Genomic DNA, 22985 nt, shown 5'->3' with positions numbered 1-22985 from the left:
CTGGCGGGCATGGTTGACGAATCATCAGCACCGGGCGCGGTCCACCCGACCGTGCCGCTGGTCCCGATGGCGGTGCCGGCCCACGAGGCCGAGGACCGCTGCAGGTCGTTCCACGACGTGATGGCGCAGCGGCGCACCGTCCGGGACTTCGCCGCCCGTCCGCTGCCGGACGGGGTGGTGGAGTGGGCGGTGCGCACCGCGTCGACGGCGCCGAGCGGGGCGCACGTCCAGCCGTGGCGCTTCGTGGTGGTCACGGATCCGGCGCGCAAGCGGCGGCTGCGGGAGGCCGCGGAGGCGGAGGAGCGCGAGTTCTACGCCCGCCGGGCCTCGCCGGAGTGGCTGGCGGCGCTGGCCCCGCTGGGCACCGACTGGCGCAAGCCGTTCCTGGAGGACGCACCGGCGGTGATCGTGGTCTTCGAGGTCCACAAGGGCCCGGACACGCCGCGGCCGTACTACACCAAGGAGTCGGTGGGGATCGCGGTCGGGCTGCTGCTCGCGGCACTGCACCAGGCCGGGCTGGCGACGCTGACGCACACGCCGAGCCCGATGCGCTTCCTGAACGAGGTGTGCGAGCGGCCCGCCGAGGAGCGGGCGGCGTACGTGATCCCGGTCGGCTACCCGGCGGAGGGCGCACGGGTCCCGGACCTGCGACGCAAGGGGCTGGAGGAGGTCCTGGTGCGGATGTGACGCCAGTGGCGGGCGTCGGCCGGAAACCGGCGCCCGCCGGCTCCGCCGCGCCGGGAAAGCCGTTGAAGGCGCCGCTGGCCTGCGCCGATAATCCTTGTCATGAACCACACTGCCGACGTTCCTGACACCGGCCCGCGTCCGGTGTCCGCCGCCCGCCCGCCGGAGCTGCTGCCGCTGCCGCTCGGCGCGTCACTCCGCCGCCGCCGGGTCGCGGACGCGGCCGCGCTCAACGAGGCCGTCCGCACCAACCTGGAGCACCTGCGCCCGTGGATGCCGTGGGCGAAGGCGGCGCCCAGCATGGAGCACAGCATCGAGATGTCCCGCGCCGGCGAGGAGGTCTGGGACGCGGGCACCGACTTCATGTACGTGCTCGCGCCGGACGCCGATCCGGGCGAGGTGATCGGTGCGTTCGGCCTGCACGGGCGGATCGGGCCGGGCGCCCTGGAGATCGGCTACTGGGTGGGCGTCGGGCACACCGGCCGCGGCCTGGCCACGGAGGGCGCGCGGGCGCTCGCCGAGGCCGCGCTGGCGCTGCCGGGCGTCGAGCGGGTGGAGATCCACTGCGACGAGGCGAACACCGCCAGCGCGGCCGTCCCGCGCAAGCTCGGCTTCCGGCTCGACCGCGTGGACGAGGCCCTGGTCACCGCCCCCTCCGAGACCGGCCGCAAGCTGATCTGGGTGATGGAGCACACCGCCTGAAGGGCACACCGCAAGGGGCGCGCGGGGTGCCCCCGGCGCCCCTGAGGTGCCTCGGACCCGGTTCTCAGTAGCGGTCGCCGACCGGGGCGGGCAGGGCGTCGAGTTCGGCGAGGTCCTCGGCGGTGAGCCGGACCTCGGCCGAAGCGGCGTTGTCCGCCAGGTACTTCGGCGTCTTGGTGCCGGGGATAGGGATGACCAGCCGGCCCTGGGCGAGCACCCAGGCGAGCGCCACCTGGGCGGTCGTGGCACCCGTCCGCCCGGCGATCTCCTCGACCTTCGCGACCAGCGCCAGGTTGGCCTCCAGCGCCTCGGCCTGGAACCGCGGCAGGGTGGCCCGCCAGTCGTCCGCCGGCAGGTCGCCCGCGGAGGAGAACCGGCCGGCGAGGAAGCCTCGGCCGAGCGGCGAGAACGGCAGGAAGGCGATGCCGTTGGCCTCGGTGTAGGGCAGCACCTCGGCGAGGGCGTCGCGCGTCCAGAGCGAGAGCTCGGACTGCACGGACGCCACCGGGTGGACGGCCCGGGCCCGCCGGATCTGCTCGACCGTGACCTCGGACAGGCCGATCTGCCGCGCCTTGCCGGCCGTGACGGCCTCGGCGAGCGCGCCCCAGGTCTCCTCGATCGGCACCTGCGGGTCGACCCGGTGCAGCTGGTAGAGGTCGACGTGGTCGGTGCCGAGCCGGCGGAGGCTGTCGTCGATCGCCTTCCGCACGTGCTCGGGGCGTCCGTCGTTGCCGACCCGCGCGCCGCCGGTGCCGGGCACCAGGCCGACCTTGGTGGCCAGCACGGCGCGCTCCCGGTACGGGCCGGCGAGTGCGCGGCCGACCAGTTCCTCGTTGTCGTACGGGCCGTAGATGTCGGCGGTGTCGATCAGGGTGACCCCGAGGTCCAGCGCGCGGCGGACGACCTCGACGGAGGTCTCGTCGTCGCGGCCGTTGGGGTCGTAGGCCCAGGTCATGCCCATGCAGCCCAGGCCGACCACGCCGACCTCGGGGCCGCCGGTGCCGAGCACGGTGGTACGCATCTGTTCCTCCTGCGGTGGTGGTTCGGTGGTGATCCGGTCGCGGTGCAAGCCTGCCGGTTGGAGTGCACTCGAGGTCAAGCCGGCACCCGACGGCCCGTCAGCCACCACGGCTCCGGCGGACCTTAAGCGTGCCGTAAGCCTTGCCCGGGTGCCGCCGGGAGGGTTGACGCACCCAGATGGTCTAGTCCATTTTGTGAGCGGCGCCGCCCCTCGACCCCCGGCCCCCGCCCCGCGCTCCCCCACGATCCGCGCGGGCGGCGGGCCACGTCCCGAAAGGCCCTCCCCCATGCCACGCGCGCTCCACCGCCACGCCGCCCGCCGCACGAGCCGCATCGCCGCCGCCGCCTGCGCGGCCGCCCTCGCCGCCGGCGGCCTGACCGTCCTCGCCTCCGGCGCCGACGCTGCCGCCGCCAACCTGCTCGCCAACCCCGGCCTGGAGAGCGGTTCGGCGAGCCCCTGGACCTGCTCCGCCGGTACCGGCTCGGTGGTCAACACCGGTGCGCACAGCGGCACCTACGCGCTGCGCGGGGCGGCCTCCAACGGCGACACCGCCCAGTGCACCCAGACGGTCTCCGTGCAGCCCCACACCACCTACAGCCTCTCCGCCTGGGTGCAGGGCCAGTACGTCTACCTCGGAGCCACCGGCAACGGCGTCACCGACCCGGCCACCTGGACGCCCAGCGGCAGCAGCTGGCAGCAGCTGAGCACCTCGTTCACCACCGGCGCCGCCACCACCAGCGTCACGGTCTACCTGCACGGCTGGTACGGCCAGGGCGCCTACCTCGCCGACGACGTCGTCCTCTCCGGCCCCGGCGGCACCCCGTCCCCGACGCCGACCGGCACCACCACGCCGACGCCCACCGCCACGCCCACCCCGACGGCCACGCCCACCCCGACGCCGACGGCCACCCCGACGTCCACCCCGACCTCGACGCCGACCGGCCCCGCGGTGGCCCTCCCGGTCGCCCCGTACGTCGACATGGGCGCCTGGCCGACCCCGTCGCTGACCGCGATGGCGAGCGCCGGAAACCTGAAGTCCTTCACCCTCGCCTTCGTGACCTCGGTCGGCTGCAAGGCCAGCTGGTTCAACGCCTACGACCCGCGCACCGGCTGGGGCAAGGACCAGATCGACGCGATCCGCGCGGCCGGCGGCGACGTCAAGGTCTCCTTCGGCGGCGCCTCCGGCACCGAACTCGCCCAGGCATGCTCGACGGTGGACTCGCTCTTCGCCGAGTACGACGCCGTGGTCAAGGCCTACGGCCTCACCTACGTCGACTTCGACATCGAGGGTGCGGCCGTGCCCGACACCGCCGCCAACGCCCGCCGCGGCGCCGCCCTCGCCAAGCTGCAGCAGGCGCACCCGGGCCTGAAGATCTCCTTCACCCTGCCGGTGCTGCCCGAGGGCCTCACCGCCGAGGGCGTCTCCGTGGTCCGCGCGGCCCGCGACGCCGGGGTGGCCGTCGACCTGGTGAACGTCATGGCGATGGACTACAACCGGCCCGCCACCGACTACGGCACCGACGCCGTGCAGGCCGCCCAGTCCACCCGCGACCAGCTCGCCGGCCTGTACCCGGCCAAGACGGACGCCCAGCTGTGGGCGATGACCGGCGTCACCCCGATGCTCGGCGAGAACGACGACCACGGCATCTACAACCAGGACGACGCGCGGCAGTTGGTGGCCTTCGCCCAGCAGCACCACCTCGGCATGCTGTCCTTCTGGGAGACGGGCCGCGACGCCAACGCGTGCACCGGCGCGCTCTACAAGTGCACCAACATCAGCCAGAGCCCCTACGAGTTCTCCAAGATCTTCGCGCAGTACCGGGGCTGAGTCCGGCCCTCCCCACTCCCCCTCCCGGGCCCGGCGGCCCCGGCGGAGCCTCCACGGCCCGCCGGGGCCGCCGGCGTTCACGGCCGTCCGACACCTGACGCCACCTCACATCCCTGGTGCATCATGGGCTGCGCTTTTCGATCACCGGCCGCACCACGACCCAGGGAGACCCTCGCGCATGCCGCTCGACCGCGCCCTTCCGCGCCGTGCCTGGCACCACCTCGAACCGCTGCACGCCGTCCTCTACTACGCCCCCGAGGCGTTCGCCGAGGCCGCGGCGCTCGGGTACGACACCGCCACCCGCTGGCCCAGCTACTTCGCCTGGCGGACGGCCCCGTTCGGTGCCGCCAGCGCCGAACTCGCCACCGCGGTCTGCTACAGCTTCAGCCCCGCCGCGGTGGCCGAGCACGTGCCCGCAGCCTGGTCGGTGGCCGCGCCCGAGGAGGTGCTCGCCGCCCGGCTGCGCGGGGTGGACGCCTTCTACCGCGGCCTGCTCGACGGCGCGGGCCTGCCCGACCTCGGCGAGGCCGCCGAACTCGCCCGCGCCGCCGCCGAGTCCGCCGTCACGGCGGGCCGCCCGCTGGCCGCCGCCAACGCCGCACTCCGCTGGCCCGAGGAGCCGCACCTGGCGATCTGGCACGCCGCCACCGTGCTCCGCGAGCACCGCGGCGACGGCCACCTCACGGCCCTGCAGGCGGCGGGCCTGGACCCGTGCGAGTCCCTGGTCTCGCTCGCCGCCACCGGGGCGGTCGCCGTGCCGGACTTCGCCGGCCGCGGCTGGACGGGCGAGGAGTGGGCGGCCGCCGCCGAACGGCTGGCCGCCCGCGGCTGGGTGGACGCCGGGGGCCGTGCCACGGAGGCGGGGCGGGCCGGCCGCAACGAGGTGGAACGGCTCACCGACGACCTCGCCGCCGCCCCGTGGGAGGCCCTCGGCGCCGAGCGCACCGAGCGGCTGCTCGGCCTGCTCGGCCCGCTGTTCCTCACCGTCGTCCGGGCCGGGCTCTTCCCGGCCGGCGGCACGCTCGGCATCATGACCGTTCCCGCGCCCACCTGGTGACGGAGCGCGGGGCGCCGGGCCCGGCCGCCCGTGCGCGGGCCTTTGCCGCCGGTTATTCGATTCCGGGCTGACAGAGGTGCTCGCTAGGCTCCGAGCACCGCCGGGGCGGCCGGAGTGCCGGCGGCCCGGGCGGTGTTCCAGCGAGCCCCGCGACCGCCGCCGGGCCGCCGACCTAGCCCGAACGGAGGGGCCGTGCCAACGCTGACCACCGAGCTTTCCGAGGATGATCTCGCGGTCTGGGAGCACACCGTGGCGCGGCTGCGCCGGCTCCCCGCGGACCACCCCGTCCGGGTCCGGGCCGAGAAGACCGCCAGCGAGATGATCCGCGAGGGCCGCCGCCGGCGCCGCCAGCACGCCCTGGACGCCGCCCGGCTCTCCGACGGCGCGCTGGTCGCCCGCACCGCCACCGGCGCCCCCGACCGCCGCGAGGACGCCCCGCTGGCCCTGCCGGAGCGCACCGGGCCGATCGGCGACCTGGCCCGCTCCCACCACTGCTACGTGTGCAAGTCTTCGTATCGACAAATGGATGCGTTCTACCACCGGCTCTGCCCGGGCTGCGCCGCCGACAACACCGCCCGCCGCGCCCTGAGCACCGACCTGCGCGGGCGCCGCGTCCTGCTCACCGGCGGCCGGGTGAAGATCGGCTTCCAACTCGCCCTGATGATGCTCCGCGACGGCGCCGACCTCACCGTCACCAGCCGCTTCCCCGGCGACACCCTGCGCCGCTTCCGCGCCGTTGCCGACAGCGCCGACTGGTTCGACCGGCTGCGGGTGGTCGGCATCGACCTGCGCGACCCCCGCCAGGTCCTCGGCCTCTGCGAGCAGCTCCACGCCGAGGGCCGGCCGCTGGACATCCTGGTCAACAACGCCGCGCAGACCATACGGCGGCCCCCGGAGGCGTACGCGCTGCTCACCGCGGGAGAGCGGGCCGCGCTGCCGGAGGGCGCCCGCGTGCTGCACGCCCCGGGCTTCAGCCCGATGCCCGCGCTCGCCCCGGCCTGGCCCACCGCCGAGCTGGAGTCCGCCGGCGAACCCGCCCGCCCGGGCCCGCTCCCGGCGATCCCGGCGCAGCGGGCCGACGAGGCCGGGCTGCTGCCGGACACCTCGGAGCACAACTCCTGGTCGGCGAAGCTCGGTTCGCTCGACCCGGCGGAGCTGCTGGAGGTCCAGCTGGTCAACGCGGTCGCCCCGGCGCTGCTCTGCGACCGGCTGCTGCCGCTGCTGCTCGCCTCGCCGCACCGCAACCGCTACATCGTCAACGTCACCGCCGTGGAGGGCCGGTTCGCCGTCCGCAACAAGACGCCCGACCATCCGCACACCAACATGGCCAAGGCCGCGCTCAACATGCTGACCCGCACCAGTGCCGCGGAACTCGCCAAGCAGGGCGTCCACCTGTGCGCCGTCGACACCGGCTGGATCACCGACGAGACGCCCGCGCCGGTCAAGGCCCGCAAGGCGGCCGCGGGCTTCCGCACCCCGCTGGACATCGTCGACGGCGCCGCCCGGATCTACGACCCGATCGTCCGCGGCGAGTCCGGCGCGCCGGTGTCGGGCGTGTTCCTCAAGGACTACCGGGAGGCCGCCTGGTGACCGCCCGGGCACGGTCCGGAGCCGGCCGCCGACCTGCGGATGCGGGCCGCACTGCCGGGTGATGTCGGCCTCCGGGCCCGGACCGTGCCATGATTCCCCCATGGCTTCGAACGTTTTCTTCGACATCACGATCGACGACGCCCCCGCCGGGCGCATCGTCTTCAAGCTGTACGACGATGTCGTGCCCAAGACCGCCCGCAACTTCCGCGAACTCGCGACCGGCCAGAACGGCTTCGGTTACGAGGGCTCCGGCTTCCACCGCGTCATCCCCGAGTTCATGCTGCAGGGTGGTGACTTCACCAACCACAACGGCACCGGTGGCAAGAGCATCTACGGCGCGAAGTTCGAGGACGAGAACTTCGAGATCAAGCACACCCGTGCGGGTCTGCTGTCGATGGCGAACGCCGGCCGCAACACCAACGGCTCGCAGTTCTTCATCACCACGATCCCGACCGCCTGGCTGGACGGCAAGCACGTCGTCTTCGGCGAGGTCGTCGAGGGCATGGACATCGTCAAGCTCGTGGAGTCCAAGGGCTCCCAGAGCGGCCGCACCTCGGCCAAGATCACCATCGCCAAGTCCGGCATCGTCGAGTAAGGCCCGCCGGGCCCCGCTCCGGCCCGCCGTGCGCCCCCGCCGCCTCGGCGCGGGCGAACGGCGGGCCTTCGCACGTCCGGGCCCGTGCGCCCGCGCACGGTCCTTGCACGACGGCTCACCCTTCCGGTAGACGCGTACCCGAACGCGCATCGGCGGGGCGGTCGGCGGACTAGGATCGATCAATGACGGACACCACGGACAGAGCAGGGGAACTCGCGGCCCTGGCGGCCCGGTTCCCGCACCTGCACGCCCCGCAGCGGTGGGCGTGGGGCGGTATCGACGCGCAGTTCTCGACGGAGCTCCCGCCGGACGAACTGATCACCAACATCCATCTGGTGGGCTTCACCGAAGGCGGGGTGGTGCTCTGCAGGGACGCCCGCGGGCACTGGTTCCTGCCGGGCGGCACCCGTGAGGCGGCCGAGACGGTGGAATCCTGCCTGGAGCGGGAGTTGCGCGAGGAGGCGGGGGCGCGGCTGCTCTCCCCGCCGGTCTGGATCGGCCACCACCACGCCGTCACCGACGCCCCGGAGCCGTACCGGCCGTGGCAGCCCCATCCCGAGAAGGCCTGGCTGTGGGGCTGGGCCGAGGTGGTGGTGGACTCCCCGCCGACCAACCCCGACGACGGCGAACAGGTCGTCGAGGTACGGGCGATGTCCGCCGAGGAGGCCCAGCGCCTGCTGGTGCGCGGCCGGGAGGCCTGGTGGGGCGAACTGGTGGCCCTCGCGGTGGAGTCCCGCGCGGCCCGCGGCTGACGGCACCTGTCCGGGGCCGCACCCGCGCTCCCGGCCGCACCCCGGCCCGGGCCGCCCAGGCGCTCCGGGCCGCACCCCGGCCTCAGGACGGGTCGAGCGGGACGACCTGCCGCACGACGGGAACGAGGCAGCGCTGCGCACTGCAGGCGCCGTAGCTGATCACGGCTCCGGCCGGGCCCGTGCCGGTGCCGCGGACCGGCACGGTGAGGGTCACCGGCCCGTCCGGGTAGACCGGCAGGGCGACGCCTAGGCCGGACGGGCTGACGGTCAGCAGCGGCCGGTCGGCCCTCGGCGCGCCGGCTGCGGCGAGCGAGCCGTCGAGCCCGAGCCTGGTGGGGATGCCGAGCCCGGAGACTCCCCCGTCGGGCAGGTCGACGCTGTAGAGGTGGAAGCCCGGTTCTTGCGGGGTGAAGGTGGCCCGCAGGAGCCGGGGCGACGCGCCGGCGGCGTCCAGCCGGAGTTCGACCGTGACGCCGCCGCCGGTGTAGCGGCCCGACGGCGCGGCCTCCGTCCGGTCCGGCCCGGCGCAGCCGAGCGGCAGCAGCAGCGCCGCGCCGAGGACGGCGGCGGACCGGGCGCGGAGCGTCACTTCGCGGACCAGCGCTTGAGGAAGGCGGCGACCCCGGCGGCGTCCATCGAGCGGGCGTTGGAGAAGGAGCCGTCGTTGGTGGCGGTGCGGACGGTGCCGTCCGGGGCGAGCACGACCAGGGCGGGGATGCCGCTCCGCTGCAGGTCGACGTAGCGGGCGGCGAGGTCGAGGTTGTGGTCGAACTGGCCGACGTCGACGGCGACCACCCGGTAGTCGCTGTGGAGCAGCGGTGCGACCTGGCCGGCGCGGAACAGCTTGTCGAGGACGTGGCAGTCCGGGCACCAGTCAGCGCCGAAGTCGAGCAGCACCTGGCGGTGGTCGGTCGCGGAGAGGGCGAGCGCGGCCTTGATGTCGGCGGCGGCGTCGCGGGTCCCGTCGTAGCCGTCGGGGATCTCGGCGTCGGCCGGGGCGGCGGAGGCCGGGGTGGCGGAGCCCGGCGTGGCGGCGGCCGGAGCCACCGCGACGGGCGCGGCGGACGGTTCGGCCTTCGATGCGCAGCCCGTGGTGACGGCGGCTGCGACGGCAAGAGCGGTGAGCAGGGCGCGGCGGCGGCCCATGGGTTTCCTCCCCGGCGATCATGGATGACCTGGGGAGGATAGCGGGCGGCCGCACGCGCCCCCGACAGGGGTGCCCGCATGTGCCCCGGACACCTGTGGCCCGACTTCGAAGGGCGCCCCGGTGGTGATCCACCCGAGCGCCCTTCGAAGGCGGCCCTAGGGCTTGTCCGACGATTCGCGTCGCATCGGCACGCGGCGGGAATCGTCGGACAAGCCCTAGCGGGTCAGGCCCGCCCGTCGGAGGGCGTCGGCCATCGCGGAATTGACCACCGGCGCCTGCTCGCGGCCGCCGCCGCGGCGGTCCTGGCGGGGCGGGCGGGAGCCCCCGCGGTCGCCGCCGCCGCGCCGGTCGCCGCGCTCGGCCCGGTCGACCCCGCCGGAGCGGGGTGCGGTGTCGTCGTCGAGGCGCAGCGTCAGGCCGATGCGCTTGCGCGGCACGTCGACCGAGGTGACCTTGACGCGGACGATGTCGCCGGGCTTGACGACGTCCCGCGGGTCCTTGACGAAGGTCTTGGACAGCGCGGAGACGTGTACCAGGCCGTCCTGGTGGACGCCGACGTCCACGAAGGCGCCGAAGGCGGCGACGTTGGTGACGACGCCCTCCAACACCATGCCGACCTCGAGGTCCCCGATCTTGTCGACGCCCTCCTTGAAGGTCGCGGTCTTGAAGGCGGGGCGGGGGTCGCGGCCGGGCTTGTCGAGCTCGCGGAGGATGTCGGTGACGGTCGGGACGCCGAAGGTGTCGTCGGCGAAGTCCGCCGGGCGCAGCGAGCGCAGCACCGAGCCGTTGCCGATCAGTGCGGGCAGGTCGCCGCCGGTGGCGGCGAGGATGCGGCGGACGACGGGGTAGGCCTCGGGGTGCACGGCGGAGGCGTCCAGCGGGTCGTCTCCGCCGGGGATCCGCAGGAAGCCGGCGCACTGCTCGAAGGCCTTGGGGCCGAGCCGGGCGACGTCCTTGAGGGCGCGCCGGGTGCGGAAGGGGCCGTTGGCGTCGCGGTGGGCGACGATGTTGTCGGCGAGGGTGCCGGTGACGCCGGAGACCCGGGTGAGCAGCGGCGCGGAGGCGGTGTTGACGTCGACGCCGACGGCGTTGACGCAGTCCTCGACGACGGCGTCCAGCGAGCGGGAGAGCTTCACCTCGCTGAGGTCGTGCTGGTACTGGCCGACGCCGATCGACTTGGGGTCGATCTTGACGAGCTCGGCGAGCGGGTCCTGGAGCCGGCGGGCGATGGAGACGGCGCCGCGGATGGAGACGTCCAGGCCCGGCAGTTCCTGCGAGGCGAAGGCCGAGGCGGAGTACACGGAGGCGCCGGCCTCGGAGACCATGACCTTGGTCAGGCCGAGGTCGGGGTGGCGCTTGATCAGGTCCTCGGCGAGCTTGTCGGTCTCCCGCGAGGCGGTGCCGTTGCCGATCGCGACCAGGTCGACTGCGTGCTTCTTCGCGAGGGCGGCGAGGGTGGCGAGCGCGGCGTCCCACTTGTTGGCGGGCTGGTGGGGGTGGATCGTGTCGTGGGCGACGACCTTGCCGGTGGCGTCGACGACGGCGACCTTGACGCCGGTGCGGAAGCCCGGGTCGAGGCCCATGGTGGCGCGGGTGCCGGCGGGGGCGGCGAGCAGCAGGTCGCGCAGGTTGGCGGCGAAGACCCGGACGGCCTCGTCCTCGGCCTCCTGGCGCAGCCGGGTGCGCAGGTCGATGCCGAGCCGGACGAGGATGCGGGTGCGCCAGGCCCAGCGGACGGTGTCGGTGAGCCACTTGTCGGCGGGGCGGCCGCGGTCGGCGATGGCGAAGCGGGCGGCGATCCGTTGCTCGTAGTCGTTCTCGCCGGGCAGGTCGCCGTCCTCGCCGTCGTACGGGGAGAGGTCGAGGTCGAGGACCTCCTCCTTCTCGCCGCGCAGCATGGCGAGGATGCGGTGCGAGGGCAGCTTGGTGAACGGCTCGGCGAAGTCGAAGTAGTCGGCGAACTTGGCGCCGTCCTGCTCCTTGCCCTCGCGGACGGCGGCGACCAGGCGGCCCCTGGTCCACATCCGCTCGCGGAGCGAGCCGACCAGGTCGGCGTCCTCGCCGAAGCGCTCGACCAGGATCGCGCGGGCGCCGTCCAGGGCGGCCGCGGTGTCGGCGACGGCCTCGCCCAGGTACCCGGCGGCGACCGCGGCCGGGTCCTGCGAGGGGTCGGCGAGCAGGGTGTCGGCGAGCGGCTCCAGGCCGGCCTCGCGGGCGATCTGGGCCTTGGTGCGCCGCTTGGGCTTGAAGGGCAGGTAGATGTCCTCCAGGCGGGCCTTGGAGTCGGCGGCGAGGATCTGGGCGCGCAGCGCGTCGTCCAGCTTGCCCTGGGCCTCGACGGACTCCAGGACGGCGGTGCGCCGCTCCTCCAGTTCGCGCAGGTAGCGCAGCCGTTCCTCGAGGGTGCGCAGCTGGGCGTCGTCGAGCGCGCCGGTGGCCTCCTTGCGGTAGCGGGCGACGAAGGGAACGGTCGCGCCGCCGTCGAGCAGGTCGACGGCCGCCTTCACCTGCCCTTCGCGGACGCCCAGCTCTTCGGCGATCTTGCGTTCGACCGGCATGGTCACGGGGCCTGCCACCTTCTCCCGGGGTTCCTCCTGGTACGCCCTGCATTCTGGCAGGTACGGCCTGCCGGATCGGGTCGGGCCGTGTCCTGGGGGCGGCGTGGCGCGTTGTGCTGACGGTCGGTGACACACGGTTTCACCGTGATTACCCGACTCGATTTGTCTGGTATGAGATAGATCACAGGCACGCGAAGCTTTCTCCGTGGAGGCGATGGTGGCTCAGGCCCCGACCCCGGTCACCCAGTGGGGAATGCCCCTGGGCGGGCCGTTCCGCTGGACGCGGCCCGCGACCTGGCCCCGCGAGGCGCTCGCCCTGGCCGGGTACTGGACCGCCTCCCGTCTCGTCATGATCGGCATGCTCCGCTCCGGCAAGGCCGAGCAGGCGATCGAGGTGCACCGCACCTACTACCACTGGTTCCTGGTCCTCAGCGACGGCCACTTCCCGGTCGGCGACGTGACCTGGCAGTACCCGCCCGGCGCGGCGCTCGCCATGCTGGCCCCCGGACTGCTGCCCTTCCTCACCTACCTGCAGGCCTTCGCGCTGCTGATGCTGCTCACCGACGCGGTCACCCAGGCCGCGCTGGTCCGGGTCTCGCTGCGCCGCAACGGCGGGGTGCACCGGGGGCGGTCGACGGCGGGGGCCTGGATGTGGGCGCTCTCCCTGCCGCTGCTGCTCGGCCTGCCGTACGGCCGCTACGACCTGCCGGTGACGGCACTGGCGATGGCCGCCCTGCTGCTGATGCCGAGCCGGCCGCGGGCGGGCGGGGCGCTCGCCGGGATCGGCGCGATGGTCAAGGTGTGGCCGGCCCTGGTGGTGCTGGGTGCGCCGCCCGGCAAGGGGACCCGGCAGGCGTGGACGGGGATGTGCCTGTCGGCGGCGGCGCTGCTGCTGGTGATGGCCACCCTGTTCGACGGCGCGATGGACTTCCTGACCGCGCAGCGCGGCCGGGGCGTGGAGATCGAGTCGCTCGGCGGCAGCGTGCTGCACGTGGCCCGGGAGCTGGGCTGGCCAGGCGAGGTGGAGATGCACTACGGCTCGCTGGAGTTCCTCGGCCCGCACGTCGACCTGGTGGCCCGGGTGTCGCTGGTGCTGACGGCGCTGGCCTTCGGCTGGCTGCTGCTGTGGCGCTTCCGGGCCAGGCGGTGGAACCCGGCGCTGCCGTACGACGCGGCGCTGACCGCGGTGCTGCTGTTCACCGTGACCAGCCGGGTGATCAGCCCGCAGTACCTGATCTGGCTGATCGGGCTGGCCGCGGTCTGCCTGACGGTGCGGGGGTCCTCGCAGCGGCCGGTGGCGGTGGTCATCCTGCTCGCCGTCGGGGTCACCACCGTCGACTACCCGCTCTTCTTCGACGCGATGATCAAGGGCGGCTGGCAGCCGACCCTGGTGATCGTCGCCCGGAACGGACTGCTGCTGGTCGCCTCGCTCTGGTCGGCGGCCCGCCTGTGGCGCGTCTCGGTCTCCCCGGTGGCCGCCCTCCAGGAGGCCCCCCGCGTCAGCCGGGGCCCCATCCGCGTGGCCTGACGGCCGGGGGGGGCGCGCCGCCGCGCCCCCCGGCCGCCGTCACCACACCGGCCGGATGCGCCCGCTGGGGCCGAGGGCGGCGAGGTCGGCGGTGAGCCGGTGCAGGCGCTGCTCGCCGAGCGTCTCCCGCCAGGGGCGGACGGCGTCGGCGGCGGCCTCGTCGGCGGCGCGGGTGCAGGCCCAGCCGCGCCCGGTGAGGACGACCAGCCGGGCACGGGCGTCGGCGGGGTGCGGGTGCCGTTCGACGTACCCCTTGCGGACGAGTTCCTCGACCATCTGGCTGGCCGCCTGCTTGGTCACGCCGAGGTGCTCGGCGAGTTCGCCCACGGTGGCGCCGTCGGGGGCGAGCCGGACGAAGGCGAAGCCGTGCGCGGGCCGCAGGTCGTCGAAGCCGCGGGCCCGGACGCCGTCGTCGATGCTGCGGACCAGGTCGGCGGCCAGGCCGAGGACCAGGGGCGGCAGGGCGCGGGCGGCGGGCTCGTCCATGGCGGTCAGTCTAGGTGCTTGACGGTTCGTCGGTACCGAGGGCACGTCGGCCTCCAAAGAAGTCCAGCCACTTGACTATATAGTCAACCTGATTGACTATATAGTCAAGCTAACTGCCTTTCTGCGCACCAAGGAGACAGCTGTGCCAGTCGTCCGTCCCGACCACGCCACCGTGTTCGACCTGCACGGTGCCCGTTTCACCTCGTACGCCTCCGCCACCACCGGCGCCGACCTGCTCCGCAGCTGGCGGCTCGACGTCCCCGGCGGCACCACCGGCGTGGAGCACACCGTCAGCAGCGAGGAGGTGCTGCACCTGCTCGACGGCGCGCCGACCGTGACCCTCGACGGCGAGGCCACCGTCCTCGCGCCGGGCGACACCGTCGTCGTCCCGGCCGGCAGCCGGCTGAAGGTGGACAACCCCGGGCCGGGGCCCGCCGCCGCCTGGGTCACCACCACGGCCGGACTGCGGGCGACCCTCCCCGACGGCTCGGTCGTCAACCCGCCCTGGGCCGTCTGAATCGAACTCCGGATCGGGGGAAGGATCCGCGGGCCGGGCCGGACACCCGAGCCCGCCGCCGACGCCCCAGGGAGGTTCCGCGATGGCCCGCCGGTCCGCACCAGAGCGCACGCCCGAGCACGACGACGAGTCCGAGGCAGACGGCAGACCCCCGGGCGGGCGGCCCGCCCGGGGCGGCGGCGGACGCGGCCGGCTGCCCTGGTACTTCGGGCTGCCGGTCGCGCTGGCCGCCGTCCTCGTCCTGCTGCTGGCGGCGGCCAGGCTCGACCTGCTGCCCGGCCTGCCGAACCCGTTCGCCGAACGGGAGGTCGACCGCAGCGGGCCCGCCGTCCTCAAGTCCATCCAGGACATGAGCCGCTACACCGCGGCCACCGGCAACTTCCAGGTCATCGTCGACCTCGACCAGGACGCCAAGTTCCTGCCCTCGCAGCTGCTCGGCAAGCGCACCCTGTACGTCGCCACCGGCAGCGTCGGCGCCTACGTCGACCTCGGGGCGCTGCCGCAGGGCGCGGTGACCGTCTCCGCGGACCGCCGGACGGCCGCCATCGCCCTGCCGCACGCGAAGCTGGCCGACGCCGCCCTGGACGTCCGCCGCTCCTACGTGTTCTCGCAGCAGCGCGGGCTGTTCGACCGGATCGGCGACTTCTTCTCCGGGAACCCCGGCGACCAGCAGCGGCTGGAGGTCCTGGCGACCGAGAAGATCCAGACCGCCGCCCGCGACACCGCGCTGACCGCCACCGCCGAGACCAACACCACCGCCATGCTCCAGGGACTGCTCCGCTCGCTCGGCTTCACCACCGTCACCGTCACCACCACCGGCTGACCCGGCCCGGACGGACGGGCAGGCCGAAGAGAGCGCTCGGACGGTCGGTCCAGGGGCGCGTGGGGGCACCCGCCCCCTTGGACCGACCACCCGGGGCTCCTAGGGCTTGTCGGACAAGCCCTAGCGGGCCTTCCGGCGTTCCCACATCGGGGCGACGACCGCGACCAGGGCGACCGCGAAGCCGATCTGCAGCAGGTGGCGGGTCCAGTCGATGCCGCCGGTGTGCGCGACGCCGAGCCAGCCGGCGACGCCGTTGCCGAGCAGTGCGCCGGCCGCGCCGAGCAGCATGGTCAGCCACCACGGGATCGCCTGCGGGCCGCGCAGGATCAGCTTGGCCAGGACGCCGAGGACGAATCCGATCAGCAGGATCCACAGCAGTTGGAACACGGCTCCTCCGCTCCGCCGGGCTCCGCCCGTCCCGGCACCGCCGCTGGTTGTGGGTGATCACAAGCTTGCGTCCTGGCGGGCCGCTCAGCACGTCGGAGGGCGGCTCAGAGCGGCCGGACCCCCGGGGCGCCGACGCCGCGGTGGGCCTCGGCGAGCAGCAGGTAGCCCTCGGCGTTGGTGCGGATCCCGGCCCGCTCCTCGTCGGTGAGCGGGCGGCGGACCTTGGCCGGGACGCCGGCGACCAGGGAGCCGGGCGGCACCTCGGTGCCCTGGGTGACCACCGCACCGGCGGCGATCAGCGAGCCCGAGCCGATCCGGGCCCCGTTGAGCACCGTGGCGCCCATGCCGACCAGCACGTCGTCCTCGACCGTGCAGCCGTGCAGCACCGCGTTGTGGCCGACCGAGATCCGCTCGCCGAGCACCAGCGGGAAGCCGGGGTCGGCGTGCAGGGTGCAGTTGTCCTGGATGTTGGTGTCGGCGCCGACGGCGATCGTCTCGGCGTCGCCGCGCAGCACCGCGCCGTACCAGATGCCCGCGCGGGCGGCGACGGTGACCGCGCCGACGACGACCGCGTTGGGGGCGACGAACGCCGAGGGGTCGACGGCGGGCACCCGGCCCGCGACGGCGGCGATCAGCGGCTCGGCCATGGTCGTTCTCCTGTGCTCGGTGCGGTACCCGGGGACGTGCGTGCGGAGGCGGGGGTTCAGCCCTCGTACGGGAGCAGCTCGGCGCGCTTGGGCGGGCGGCCGTCGCCGGAGGAGCGGCCGGTGAGGCGGCGGCCGATCCACGGGCCGAGGTGGCTGCGCAGCCAGCGCAGGTCGGCGCCGAGCTTCGCGGTGCGGCTCTGCGGGGCGGGGGGCGGCAGCGGGATGCGCCAGTCCTGGGCGGCGGGGCGGCCGAGCGCCTCGAGGACGGCGACGGCGACCCGGCGGTGGCCCTCGGCGGAGAGGTGGAGGCGGTCCTCGGCCCACATCCGCGGGTCGTCGAAGCAGGGGGCGCTGAAGAGGTCGACCACGACCGCCCTGCCGCCGGAGTCGCGGGCGATGCCCTCGACGAAGGCCTTGAGCTCCAGGACGGCCGGCAGCAGGCGGGTGCCGCCGGGCATCCGGCGGCTGGGGTCGGTGCTGGTGAACATGACCACGGTGGCGCCGCCGGCGAGCAGGGTGCGGGCGGCGACGCCGAACCGCTCCCTGACGTGGGCGATGTCGCAGCCGGGCCGCAGCACGTCGTTGAGCCCGCCGGCGAGGGTGACCAGGTCGGTGCCCATCGCGGCGGCCGGGCCGACCTGCTCGTCGCAGATCTGGCCGATCAGCTTGCCGCGGACGGCGAGGTTGGCGTAGCGGAAGCCGCCGTCCTGCTCGGCGGCCAGGGCGGTGGCGACGCGGTCGGCCCAGCCGCGGTAGTGGCCGTCGGGCAGCAGGTCGTCGCACATGCCCTCGGTGAAGGAGTCCCCGACGGCGACGTAGCTGGTGAAGGTGGCTGTGTTCTCCATGGCCCGACGATCGTACGCGCACCGGCTACCGGCCGGTACGAAGGGGCGCCCCGGAGCCGGGGCGCCCCTGGTGGCGCGGTCAGCTGGGGTGGGAGGCGGGGCGGCGGCCGCGGAGGTGGCGTTCGACGTCCTCGGGGGCGGGGGCCTGCCGGGTGAAGACGTCCTGGCCGACCACGGTCGACTCCCAGACGTCCGCGGCGGAGGCCGAGCGGGTGAGCAGCCAGGTGGCGAGGATGGTCTCGTCGCCCGCCAGGTACTGCCCGCTCCAGCTGGTGACCGAGCCGGCGTCGCCCTGCTCGTTGCGCCAGGCGACCGTCCAGCCGACCGCGGTGCCCCGGCCGGGCCCGGCCGGCGCGTCGTGGCGGCCGGTGAGCTCGTACGGGCCGGCCACGTGGCCCGCGCCCGACACGTACGTCCCGGTGAGGCCGCCCGACGTGTCGTCGGTGAGCCGCATGTGCGAGCCGAACTCGTTGTACCAGTCTCCGGCGATGGTCATCGATGCACTCCCTGGGCGGACCCGTTCCGGCGGCCGCACCCCGGTCGGGCGGCCGCGTGGCTCTCCCAGGATCGGTCCGGGGGGTGGGCTTCGCACCGCAACCGGGCCGGTGCGCGGGTCGCCGGCGCCGTGGTCTCCGGACAGGACCGGAGGGCCGCGGCGCCGGCGGGTCGGGGCCCGCTCAGGCGGCGCCGGCGGAACGGCGGCGGCGGAGCAGGGCGGTCGCGGAGCCGCCGAGGGCGAGCGCCCCGGCGGTCGCGGCGGCCCACCACGCGGTGCGGTCGGCGGGCGCCGCGGCGGGTGCGGCCGCCGCGACCGGGGCGGCGTCGGCCGCGTCCGGGGTGCCGGCCGCGGGCGCGGCGGCGCCGTCGAGGCCGGGGTAGCCGCCGGCCAGGCCCTTGCGGTCGTAGGCGGAGCCGGGCAGCTTGTCGCCGTAGCGGGCGCTGACCAGCTTCTGGTAGGCGGCGAGGGTCACGCTGTGCTTGCCGCCGAGGCCGCTGGTCGCCTCCTGGTTGAGCGCCTCGACCTGGCCCTTGTCGGTGAGCCGGTACCAGGCGTGCAGCTGCGGCTCGGTGAAGGTGCGGGCCTGCGCGGTGCCCTGTTCGGCGAGGGAGACCTCGGCGTCGCCGTCCCGGATGCCGGCCAGCTGCCAGCCGCTGCCCTTCCGGTCCTGCGGGGCGAGCAGCACGGCGGCGCGGTGGCCGTCGGCGGCGGCGACCCGCGAGGCGAGGTAGGAGAGGCGCAGCGCGGTGTCGGCGGTGGGCCGGGCCTTGCCGGAGACGAAGTCGGGGGCGAGCTCGTAGAGCGCCACCGGGTTCTTCAGGTCGAAGGCGGGCGGTCCGGCCGGGGCGGCCGCGCTGCGCGGGGCGCCGACCGTGCCGCCGTCGGCGGCGGGGGCGGCCGGGGCGGCGGACTGCTGCCGGGTGACGGTCAGGAAGCGGGAGACGGTGTCCCGGACCTGGCCGGACTGCAGGACCTGCTGGGCCGAGCCGAGGTCGGGGCCGTCCGCGGCCTGCGCCGGGGAGGCGGAGGCGAGCAGGGCGAGGCCGGCGGTGGCGGCGAGCACGGCCGCGCGGTGGAGCTGCGGGATGGTGGTCACGGTCGGTCGTCTCCTCAGCCGTGGATGCCGATGCGGGAGTGGGTCCACTGGAACGAGTTGTTGTTGACGTAGGTGTTGTAGTTCCACCAGGTGTAGGTCTGGGTGGAGGGCCACGGGTCGCCGACCGCGATCATGTTGCTGGTGCTGTCGTAGCCGTAGATGACGTTCATGTGGCCGCCGCCGGAGGTCCAGCCGATCCGGACGGCGAAGGGGCGGCCGCCCGCGATCTCGGCGGTGGTCTCGGCGAAGGAGGCGCTGCGGTAGAGGCTGCGGCCGCTGGTGGAGAGCCCGAGGCCGGCCAGGCCGTTGGCCATGTCCTCCAGCGTCGCGGGCTGGTTGTTGCAGTTCACCCAGGTGCCGCGGGCGGCGAGCCGGCAGAACTCCTCCTGGGTGGTGCTGCGACCCCAGTAGTTGGCGATGGTCACGCCCGAGGCGTCCCAGCACCACTGCGTCCTGACCTGCTTCTGCATGCCGATGGCGAGGGTCTTGGTGCCGGTGTTCGTGGTCGTGGTCGAGCCGCAGACCGGCAGGCCGTTGGTGTTCTCCCGGATGAAGGCGTCGGCGATGTAGTAGGTGCCCGACCAGATCCAGCGGGTGTTGCCCTCGATCTGGTCGCCGGTGGTGCGGCAGGCGGTGGGGACGTGGTCGCCGACCGCGGAGGTGCCGGTGATGCGGGAGGTCAGCGAGGGCTGGGTGCGCTGGTTGACCGTACGGTAGCCGCCCTGGCCGCCGATCACGGTGCCGGTGGAGGCGGCCTGGGCGAGGACGCCGATGCCGAGGAGCAGCGCTCCGGAGAGCGCGGCGACGATCGCGGCCAGCAGGGTCTTCTTGCCGCGGGATGCGCGGAGTCTGTGCATGGTGCTCCTTGATCCGAAGGTCCGGGCCGGGCCGGCGGGTCACCGGCGGCCCGGACTCGTGGGCCGGATGCGCCCGGGTCGGGACGTGCGTGGTCGGGGCGTGCCGGTCAGGGCATGCCCGACGGGACGGGCCGGGTGCGGGCGCACGGAGGGTGGGGACGGCGCTCCGTCAGGAACGGGCGGAGCGCCGGAGGATGTGGACGGCGGCCGCGACGGCGCCCCCGGCCAGCACGGCGGTGCCGAGGCCGGCGAGCGCGAGCAGCCAGGCGGGCCGGTCCCGGTCGTCGTCGGGCGCGGCGGTGGCCGGTGCCGGACTGCCGGAGGGCGCGGGGCCGCCGGACGGGGCCGCCGTTCCCGCCGGGACGGGGTCGGCGACGGTGCCCGGCGAGGGGGTCGCGGTGGTGGGGCCCTGGGTGGCGGCGGTCGGTCCGGCCGACGGGGCGGAGCCCGGCGGGTCGGTCACCGGCACGTCCAGGGTTCCCTGGTAGCGGCCGAGTCCGGGGAAGGCGGTCTCGGCGGTGACGGTCCAGTGGCCGGGCGGCAGCACCTCGGCCGTGGTGAGGACACCGGGCCGGCCGGGTACCGCCACCAGCCGCCAGGGGCCGAGGGCGGTGCCGTCCGGGGCGGTCGCGGAGAAGGTGCCCGCGATCCGCTCCTCGACCGGGTCGCGGTCGTTCTCCCACAGGGCGGTGGCCTGCGGGTGGCCGCCGGTGCTGCCGGTGACGGTGAGGGCGATGGTGTCGCCGTGGGCGTGGGCGGTCGCGGCCGGGCCGAGGACGAGGAGTCCGGCGAGGACGGCCGAGGCCGCCGCGGAACGTCGGTCGGGCATGGGCGTGCGCTCCTGGGCAGTGGGCGGTGCGGTGGGGGCCCGCCCGCGTGGCCGGCGGGCCCCCGGTGGCTCGGCGGGGCGTCAGGACGCCTTCTGGACCGTCCAGGTGTGGTAGCCGGAGCCGTTCGGGTCCTGGAGTTCCATCAGCCAGGCGCCGTAGTAGGGGCGGCCGGAGATGCCGAGGACGAGCGAGCTGCCCCGGGCGGTGACGGTGACGCCGCCGCCGGCGGTCGCGATCCGCCACTGCTGGGCGGCCGAGGAGCCGTTGCAGGGCTGCTGGTACACCCACTGGCCGGCGCCGGCGGCGCCGCCGAGCTGCAGGCACTTGCCGGAGACCGCGGAGCGGATCCGGGAGTAGCCGCTGCCGGCGTCGTCGAAGTACCAGCGCTGGCCGGTGTACCCGTTGGGCTGGGAGGCGACCAGCACGGTGCCGTCGGCCGACTTGCCGCCCCAGATCTCGGCGGCCAGCCCGCTGGCGCCGTTCACCAGGGTGTAGGCGGCGCTGGGCGTGGTGGTGCTGCCGGCCTTCGGGGTGTGGAAGGTGACGGTGCGGCCCGGCGCGGAGTCCTTGCCGGAGCGGTCGCGGAAGGCCACCGCGACGCTGTAGTCGGTGTCGGGGCGCAGGTTGTAGATGCGCACCGAGTTCTGCTGCACCCAGGCGAGGAAGTCGCCGTTCAGCCGGACCTGGTACCAGTCGGCGCCGTTGACGGCGGGCCAGTTGAGCACCGCGGAGTCGGAGGCGAGGCTGCCGACGGTCGGCACGGGGCCGGTGGTGCCGGTCGGCCCGGTCGGGCTCGGCTTGGGCGACGGGGTCGGCGAGGAGGTCGGCGAGGGGTTCGGGTTGGGGTTGGTGCTTCCGCCTCCGGTCATCAGGAACTGGTTGTTCGCGATGTTCCAGTGGGTCGCGAGGTAACTGCCGGCCTTGGGGCTGGTGTTGTAGTAGTCGTCGTGGTTGCAGTCGAGGCGCTCGTCGTGGCCGCGCTCGGGGCAGACCGTCCGCATCGCCGGGTAGTACGGCGAGTCGGAGTAGCACATGACGTCCCACTCGTCGGTGCAGTGCGCGCCGCGGCTGGTGTTGGGCGCGCTGTTGTTCACCGCGCCGAGGTTGTGGCCGAGTTCGTGCGCGGCGGTGGAGCCGCTCCAGCAGCCGGAGTCGGTGCGGCCGTACGAGGGGCCGAAGTTGGACAGGTTGTCCTGGCCGGGACGCTCGTCGCCGTTGAAGGTGCCGATGCCGCAGTACACGTTGGCGTCCGCGAAGACCATGTACTTGCGGTCCTTGCGGTTGAAGCCCTTCTGCGCGAGGGCGTTGTTCATCGCACTGAACTCGGCGAGGGCCGAGTCGGGCAGCTCGACGTTGAGCACCGAGGGGGTGCAGTCCGCGGCGGTGACGTAGCGGATGTGCCGGACTCCGCCGGTCTCCTGGGCGCTGGCGTAGTAGATGGTGTCCGCGTCGGCGGCCCACTTGCGGAAGGACGCGGCGTACTGCGCGTAGCGGTCCTTGCCGGGTCCGTGGGCGTACACCACCTGGATGCGGTTGCCGCTGCTGCCGTCGCCGTCGCACTGGACGGTCTGGTCGGCCGGGCCGGCGGCCGCGGTGCGGGCGGGCTTGGCGGTCGCGCTCGGCGCCGGGGCGGCCGCGGCGGTCCGGGCGGCCGTGGCGTCGACGGCCGCCTCCGTGCCGGCCGTCGGCGCCTGTGCGGCCTGGCCCGCGGGGGCGGCGCTGCCGGGTGCGGCGGCGGGCTCCTCGGCCTTCACCGCCGGCGGTGTGTCCTTCTTGACGTCCACGCCCTTGGGGGGCGCGTCCGGCCCGTGGGTGCAGTTGCCCTCGGCGGTCCGCAGGACGCCGACGCACTTGTCGCCCTTGGGTGCCGCTTTGAGGCCGGTGTACACCAGACCGCGCGGCGGGTCGTTGCTCGGTATCGAGACCACCGGTTCCGGGGCCTTGTCGTGCGCGGGTTCGGCGGCCGGCGCGGACCCGTCGGCGGACACGCCGGCCGCAGCCGTCGTCCGCTCCTCGGTGAAGACGCCGCCCATCGCGGCGCTGCCCACGAAGACCCCCGTTGCGGCCACGACGGCGGCGACCAGCATGACGCGGCCGCCCTTCCGCCGGTTGACCGCTCTTCTACGACCGGACAAAACCAGACCTCATTCCTTGGAGGGGTTGAGTGCCGGGAATCCTGCCAGAACGTTCGATCGACTTGGATGCACGTGTTCTACGCGCGAAGAAGTACGGGCTTCAACGACTCCACAATTCGTCCCGATGGTTCGTCAAGTTCATTGTGGAAAAGTGAAGTTGGTTGACAGGTGGAGCATTGGTCCAGACCGATGCCCCATCGGATCCGTATGCGACGTAATGCAAACGTTATGTTTCGTGATCTGTCGTTAGACGGCCCGTCAAATAGTGAAATTGCACAGAGTAGGTGCAATATCACTCTGCATCATGGCAAGAAGATTCCATTTGGAGATGTCCCAGCCGCACTTATGGGGCCGAGGTGACGGTCCGTCATCACCTCGGCGCGGGGCGGACACAACGGGCA

General features: G+C 74.3%; 23 protein-coding genes. 10 read left to right on the top strand and 13 right to left on the bottom strand.

Annotated features, from left to right (window positions below; translation table 11 throughout):
- The first annotated feature begins 9 nt into the window (after nucleotides 1-9).
- Both AB0442_RS16030 and AB0442_RS16025 read left to right on the top strand, forming a co-directional pair.
- On the top strand, nucleotides 10-687 hold the full coding sequence (locus AB0442_RS16030; RefSeq protein ID WP_366163311.1) for a nitroreductase family protein: 678 nt from the start codon (nucleotides 10-12) through the stop codon (nucleotides 685-687).
- 99 nt (nucleotides 688-786) lie between these two features.
- A complete protein-coding gene (locus AB0442_RS16025; RefSeq protein ID WP_363540246.1) occupies nucleotides 787-1386 on the top strand; it encodes a GNAT family N-acetyltransferase in 600 nt (199 codons plus the stop codon).
- A gap of 64 nt (nucleotides 1387-1450) precedes the next feature.
- On the opposite strand, the gene AB0442_RS16020 is transcribed toward AB0442_RS16025, so the two are convergent.
- A complete protein-coding gene (locus AB0442_RS16020) occupies nucleotides 1451-2407 on the bottom strand; it encodes an aldo/keto reductase (RefSeq protein WP_366163309.1) in 957 nt (318 codons plus the stop codon).
- A gap of 286 nt (nucleotides 2408-2693) precedes the next feature.
- On the opposite strand from AB0442_RS16020, the gene AB0442_RS16015 reads away from it, so the two are divergent.
- The 5 genes from AB0442_RS16015 to AB0442_RS15995 all read left to right on the top strand — a co-directional run bounded on the left by AB0442_RS16015 (nucleotide 2694) and on the right by AB0442_RS15995 (nucleotide 8229).
- A complete protein-coding gene (locus tag AB0442_RS16015) occupies nucleotides 2694-4235 on the top strand; it encodes a carbohydrate binding domain-containing protein (RefSeq protein ID WP_366163307.1) in 1542 nt (513 codons plus the stop codon).
- Between the two features lie 178 nt (nucleotides 4236-4413).
- On the top strand, nucleotides 4414-5292 hold the full coding sequence (locus tag AB0442_RS16010) for a hypothetical protein (RefSeq protein WP_366163305.1): 879 nt from the start codon (nucleotides 4414-4416) through the stop codon (nucleotides 5290-5292).
- A 201-nt stretch (nucleotides 5293-5493) separates the two neighbouring features.
- Nucleotides 5494-6882: an SDR family oxidoreductase gene (locus AB0442_RS16005; protein WP_366163390.1), complete on the top strand. Its 1389-nt coding sequence runs from the start codon at nucleotides 5494-5496 to the stop codon at nucleotides 6880-6882.
- A gap of 100 nt (nucleotides 6883-6982) precedes the next feature.
- Nucleotides 6983-7477, top strand: a complete 495-nt coding sequence (locus AB0442_RS16000) for a peptidylprolyl isomerase (protein WP_363540250.1) — start codon at nucleotides 6983-6985, stop codon at nucleotides 7475-7477.
- Nucleotides 7478-7659: 182 nt separating this feature from the next.
- The gene (locus AB0442_RS15995) at nucleotides 7660-8229 is read left to right on the top strand and encodes an NUDIX domain-containing protein (protein WP_366163303.1); all 570 of its coding nucleotides are present in this window, start codon (nucleotides 7660-7662) and stop codon (nucleotides 8227-8229) included.
- 82 nt (nucleotides 8230-8311) lie between these two features.
- Here AB0442_RS15995 and AB0442_RS15990 read toward each other — a convergent pair whose 3' ends face one another.
- The 3 genes from AB0442_RS15990 to AB0442_RS15980 form a co-directional block, all read right to left on the bottom strand.
- Complete coding sequence (locus AB0442_RS15990) at nucleotides 8312-8818, bottom strand: hypothetical protein (RefSeq protein WP_366163301.1); 507 nt, start codon at nucleotides 8816-8818, stop codon at nucleotides 8312-8314.
- Nucleotides 8815-9375 carry a thioredoxin family protein gene (locus AB0442_RS15985; RefSeq protein ID WP_366163299.1) on the bottom strand — a complete coding sequence of 187 codons (561 nt, stop codon included), beginning with the start codon at nucleotides 9373-9375 and terminating at the stop codon, nucleotides 8815-8817. Before AB0442_RS15985 ends, AB0442_RS15990 begins: the two co-directional genes overlap by 4 nt.
- A gap of 216 nt (nucleotides 9376-9591) precedes the next feature.
- On the bottom strand, nucleotides 9592-11934 hold the full coding sequence (locus AB0442_RS15980) for a Tex family protein (RefSeq protein WP_366163388.1): 2343 nt from the start codon (nucleotides 11932-11934) through the stop codon (nucleotides 9592-9594).
- A gap of 214 nt (nucleotides 11935-12148) precedes the next feature.
- Here AB0442_RS15980 and AB0442_RS15975 point away from each other — a divergent pair, with 214 nt between their 5' ends.
- On the top strand, nucleotides 12149-13462 hold the full coding sequence (locus AB0442_RS15975; RefSeq protein ID WP_366163298.1) for a glycosyltransferase 87 family protein: 1314 nt from the start codon (nucleotides 12149-12151) through the stop codon (nucleotides 13460-13462).
- 39 nt (nucleotides 13463-13501) lie between these two features.
- Here AB0442_RS15975 and AB0442_RS15970 read toward each other — a convergent pair whose 3' ends face one another.
- Nucleotides 13502-13948, bottom strand: a complete 447-nt coding sequence (locus AB0442_RS15970) for a MarR family winged helix-turn-helix transcriptional regulator (RefSeq protein WP_366163296.1) — start codon at nucleotides 13946-13948, stop codon at nucleotides 13502-13504.
- A 142-nt stretch (nucleotides 13949-14090) separates the two neighbouring features.
- Here AB0442_RS15970 and AB0442_RS15965 point away from each other — a divergent pair, with 142 nt between their 5' ends.
- On the top strand, nucleotides 14091-14465 hold the full coding sequence (locus AB0442_RS15965) for a cupin domain-containing protein (protein WP_366163295.1): 375 nt from the start codon (nucleotides 14091-14093) through the stop codon (nucleotides 14463-14465).
- 82 nt (nucleotides 14466-14547) lie between these two features.
- Nucleotides 14548-15288: a DUF4230 domain-containing protein gene (locus tag AB0442_RS15960; protein WP_366163293.1), complete on the top strand. Its 741-nt coding sequence runs from the start codon at nucleotides 14548-14550 to the stop codon at nucleotides 15286-15288.
- A gap of 120 nt (nucleotides 15289-15408) precedes the next feature.
- Here the strand turns inward: AB0442_RS15960 and AB0442_RS15955 are convergent, their stop codons facing one another.
- The 8 genes from AB0442_RS15955 to AB0442_RS15920 form a co-directional block, all read right to left on the bottom strand.
- Nucleotides 15409-15675 carry a GlsB/YeaQ/YmgE family stress response membrane protein gene (locus AB0442_RS15955; protein WP_363540258.1) on the bottom strand — a complete coding sequence of 89 codons (267 nt, stop codon included), beginning with the start codon at nucleotides 15673-15675 and terminating at the stop codon, nucleotides 15409-15411.
- Nucleotides 15676-15779: 104 nt separating this feature from the next.
- Nucleotides 15780-16322 (bottom strand): gamma carbonic anhydrase family protein, encoded by a 543-nt coding sequence (locus AB0442_RS15950; RefSeq protein ID WP_344626065.1) that lies wholly within the window; start codon nucleotides 16320-16322, stop codon nucleotides 15780-15782.
- Between the two features lie 56 nt (nucleotides 16323-16378).
- A complete protein-coding gene (locus tag AB0442_RS15945; RefSeq protein WP_366163291.1) occupies nucleotides 16379-17167 on the bottom strand; it encodes an SGNH/GDSL hydrolase family protein in 789 nt (262 codons plus the stop codon).
- Between the two features lie 79 nt (nucleotides 17168-17246).
- Entirely contained in the window at nucleotides 17247-17663 is a 417-nt protein-coding gene (locus AB0442_RS15940; protein ID WP_366163290.1) for an avidin/streptavidin family protein, read from the bottom strand.
- A gap of 181 nt (nucleotides 17664-17844) precedes the next feature.
- Entirely contained in the window at nucleotides 17845-18762 is a 918-nt protein-coding gene (locus tag AB0442_RS15935) for a hypothetical protein (RefSeq protein ID WP_366163288.1), read from the bottom strand.
- 14 nt (nucleotides 18763-18776) lie between these two features.
- The gene (locus AB0442_RS15930; RefSeq protein ID WP_366163286.1) at nucleotides 18777-19619 is read right to left on the bottom strand and encodes a papain-like cysteine protease family protein; all 843 of its coding nucleotides are present in this window, start codon (nucleotides 19617-19619) and stop codon (nucleotides 18777-18779) included.
- Nucleotides 19620-19788: 169 nt separating this feature from the next.
- Complete coding sequence (locus AB0442_RS15925; protein ID WP_363540263.1) at nucleotides 19789-20448, bottom strand: hypothetical protein; 660 nt, start codon at nucleotides 20446-20448, stop codon at nucleotides 19789-19791.
- Between the two features lie 81 nt (nucleotides 20449-20529).
- Nucleotides 20530-22536 carry an RICIN domain-containing protein gene (locus AB0442_RS15920; protein WP_366163284.1) on the bottom strand — a complete coding sequence of 669 codons (2007 nt, stop codon included), beginning with the start codon at nucleotides 22534-22536 and terminating at the stop codon, nucleotides 20530-20532.
- Nucleotides 22537-22985 lie beyond the last annotated feature (449 nt).

Source organism: Kitasatospora sp. NPDC085895 (assembly GCF_040702125.1).
Lineage (GTDB): Bacteria > Actinomycetota > Actinomycetes > Streptomycetales > Streptomycetaceae > Kitasatospora > Kitasatospora arboriphila.
This window is presented reverse-complemented; position numbering and strand designations above follow the sequence as displayed.

Coding starts and splice junctions, on each gene's coding strand:
- AB0442_RS16030 (WP_366163311.1), top strand. CDS start 10: ATGGTTGACGAATCATCAGCACCGGGCGCGGTCCACCCGACCGTGCCG.
- AB0442_RS16025 (WP_363540246.1), top strand. CDS start 787: ATGAACCACACTGCCGACGTTCCTGACACCGGCCCGCGTCCGGTGTCC.
- AB0442_RS16020 (WP_366163309.1), bottom strand. CDS start 2,407: ATGCGTACCACCGTGCTCGGCACCGGCGGCCCCGAGGTCGGCGTGGTC.
- AB0442_RS16015 (WP_366163307.1), top strand. CDS start 2,694: ATGCCACGCGCGCTCCACCGCCACGCCGCCCGCCGCACGAGCCGCATC.
- AB0442_RS16010 (WP_366163305.1), top strand. CDS start 4,414: ATGCCGCTCGACCGCGCCCTTCCGCGCCGTGCCTGGCACCACCTCGAA.
- AB0442_RS16000 (WP_363540250.1), top strand. CDS start 6,983: ATGGCTTCGAACGTTTTCTTCGACATCACGATCGACGACGCCCCCGCC.
- AB0442_RS15995 (WP_366163303.1), top strand. CDS start 7,660: ATGACGGACACCACGGACAGAGCAGGGGAACTCGCGGCCCTGGCGGCC.
- AB0442_RS15985 (WP_366163299.1), bottom strand. CDS start 9,375: ATGGGCCGCCGCCGCGCCCTGCTCACCGCTCTTGCCGTCGCAGCCGCC.
- AB0442_RS15980 (WP_366163388.1), bottom strand. CDS start 11,934: ATGCCGGTCGAACGCAAGATCGCCGAAGAGCTGGGCGTCCGCGAAGGG.
- AB0442_RS15975 (WP_366163298.1), top strand. CDS start 12,149: ATGGTGGCTCAGGCCCCGACCCCGGTCACCCAGTGGGGAATGCCCCTG.
- AB0442_RS15970 (WP_366163296.1), bottom strand. CDS start 13,948: ATGGACGAGCCCGCCGCCCGCGCCCTGCCGCCCCTGGTCCTCGGCCTG.
- AB0442_RS15960 (WP_366163293.1), top strand. CDS start 14,548: ATGGCCCGCCGGTCCGCACCAGAGCGCACGCCCGAGCACGACGACGAG.
- AB0442_RS15950 (WP_344626065.1), bottom strand. CDS start 16,322: ATGGCCGAGCCGCTGATCGCCGCCGTCGCGGGCCGGGTGCCCGCCGTC.
- AB0442_RS15945 (WP_366163291.1), bottom strand. CDS start 17,167: ATGGAGAACACAGCCACCTTCACCAGCTACGTCGCCGTCGGGGACTCC.
- AB0442_RS15940 (WP_366163290.1), bottom strand. CDS start 17,663: ATGACCATCGCCGGAGACTGGTACAACGAGTTCGGCTCGCACATGCGG.
- AB0442_RS15930 (WP_366163286.1), bottom strand. CDS start 19,619: ATGCACAGACTCCGCGCATCCCGCGGCAAGAAGACCCTGCTGGCCGCG.
- AB0442_RS15925 (WP_363540263.1), bottom strand. CDS start 20,448: ATGCCCGACCGACGTTCCGCGGCGGCCTCGGCCGTCCTCGCCGGACTC.
- AB0442_RS15920 (WP_366163284.1), bottom strand. CDS start 22,536: ATGCTGGTCGCCGCCGTCGTGGCCGCAACGGGGGTCTTCGTGGGCAGC.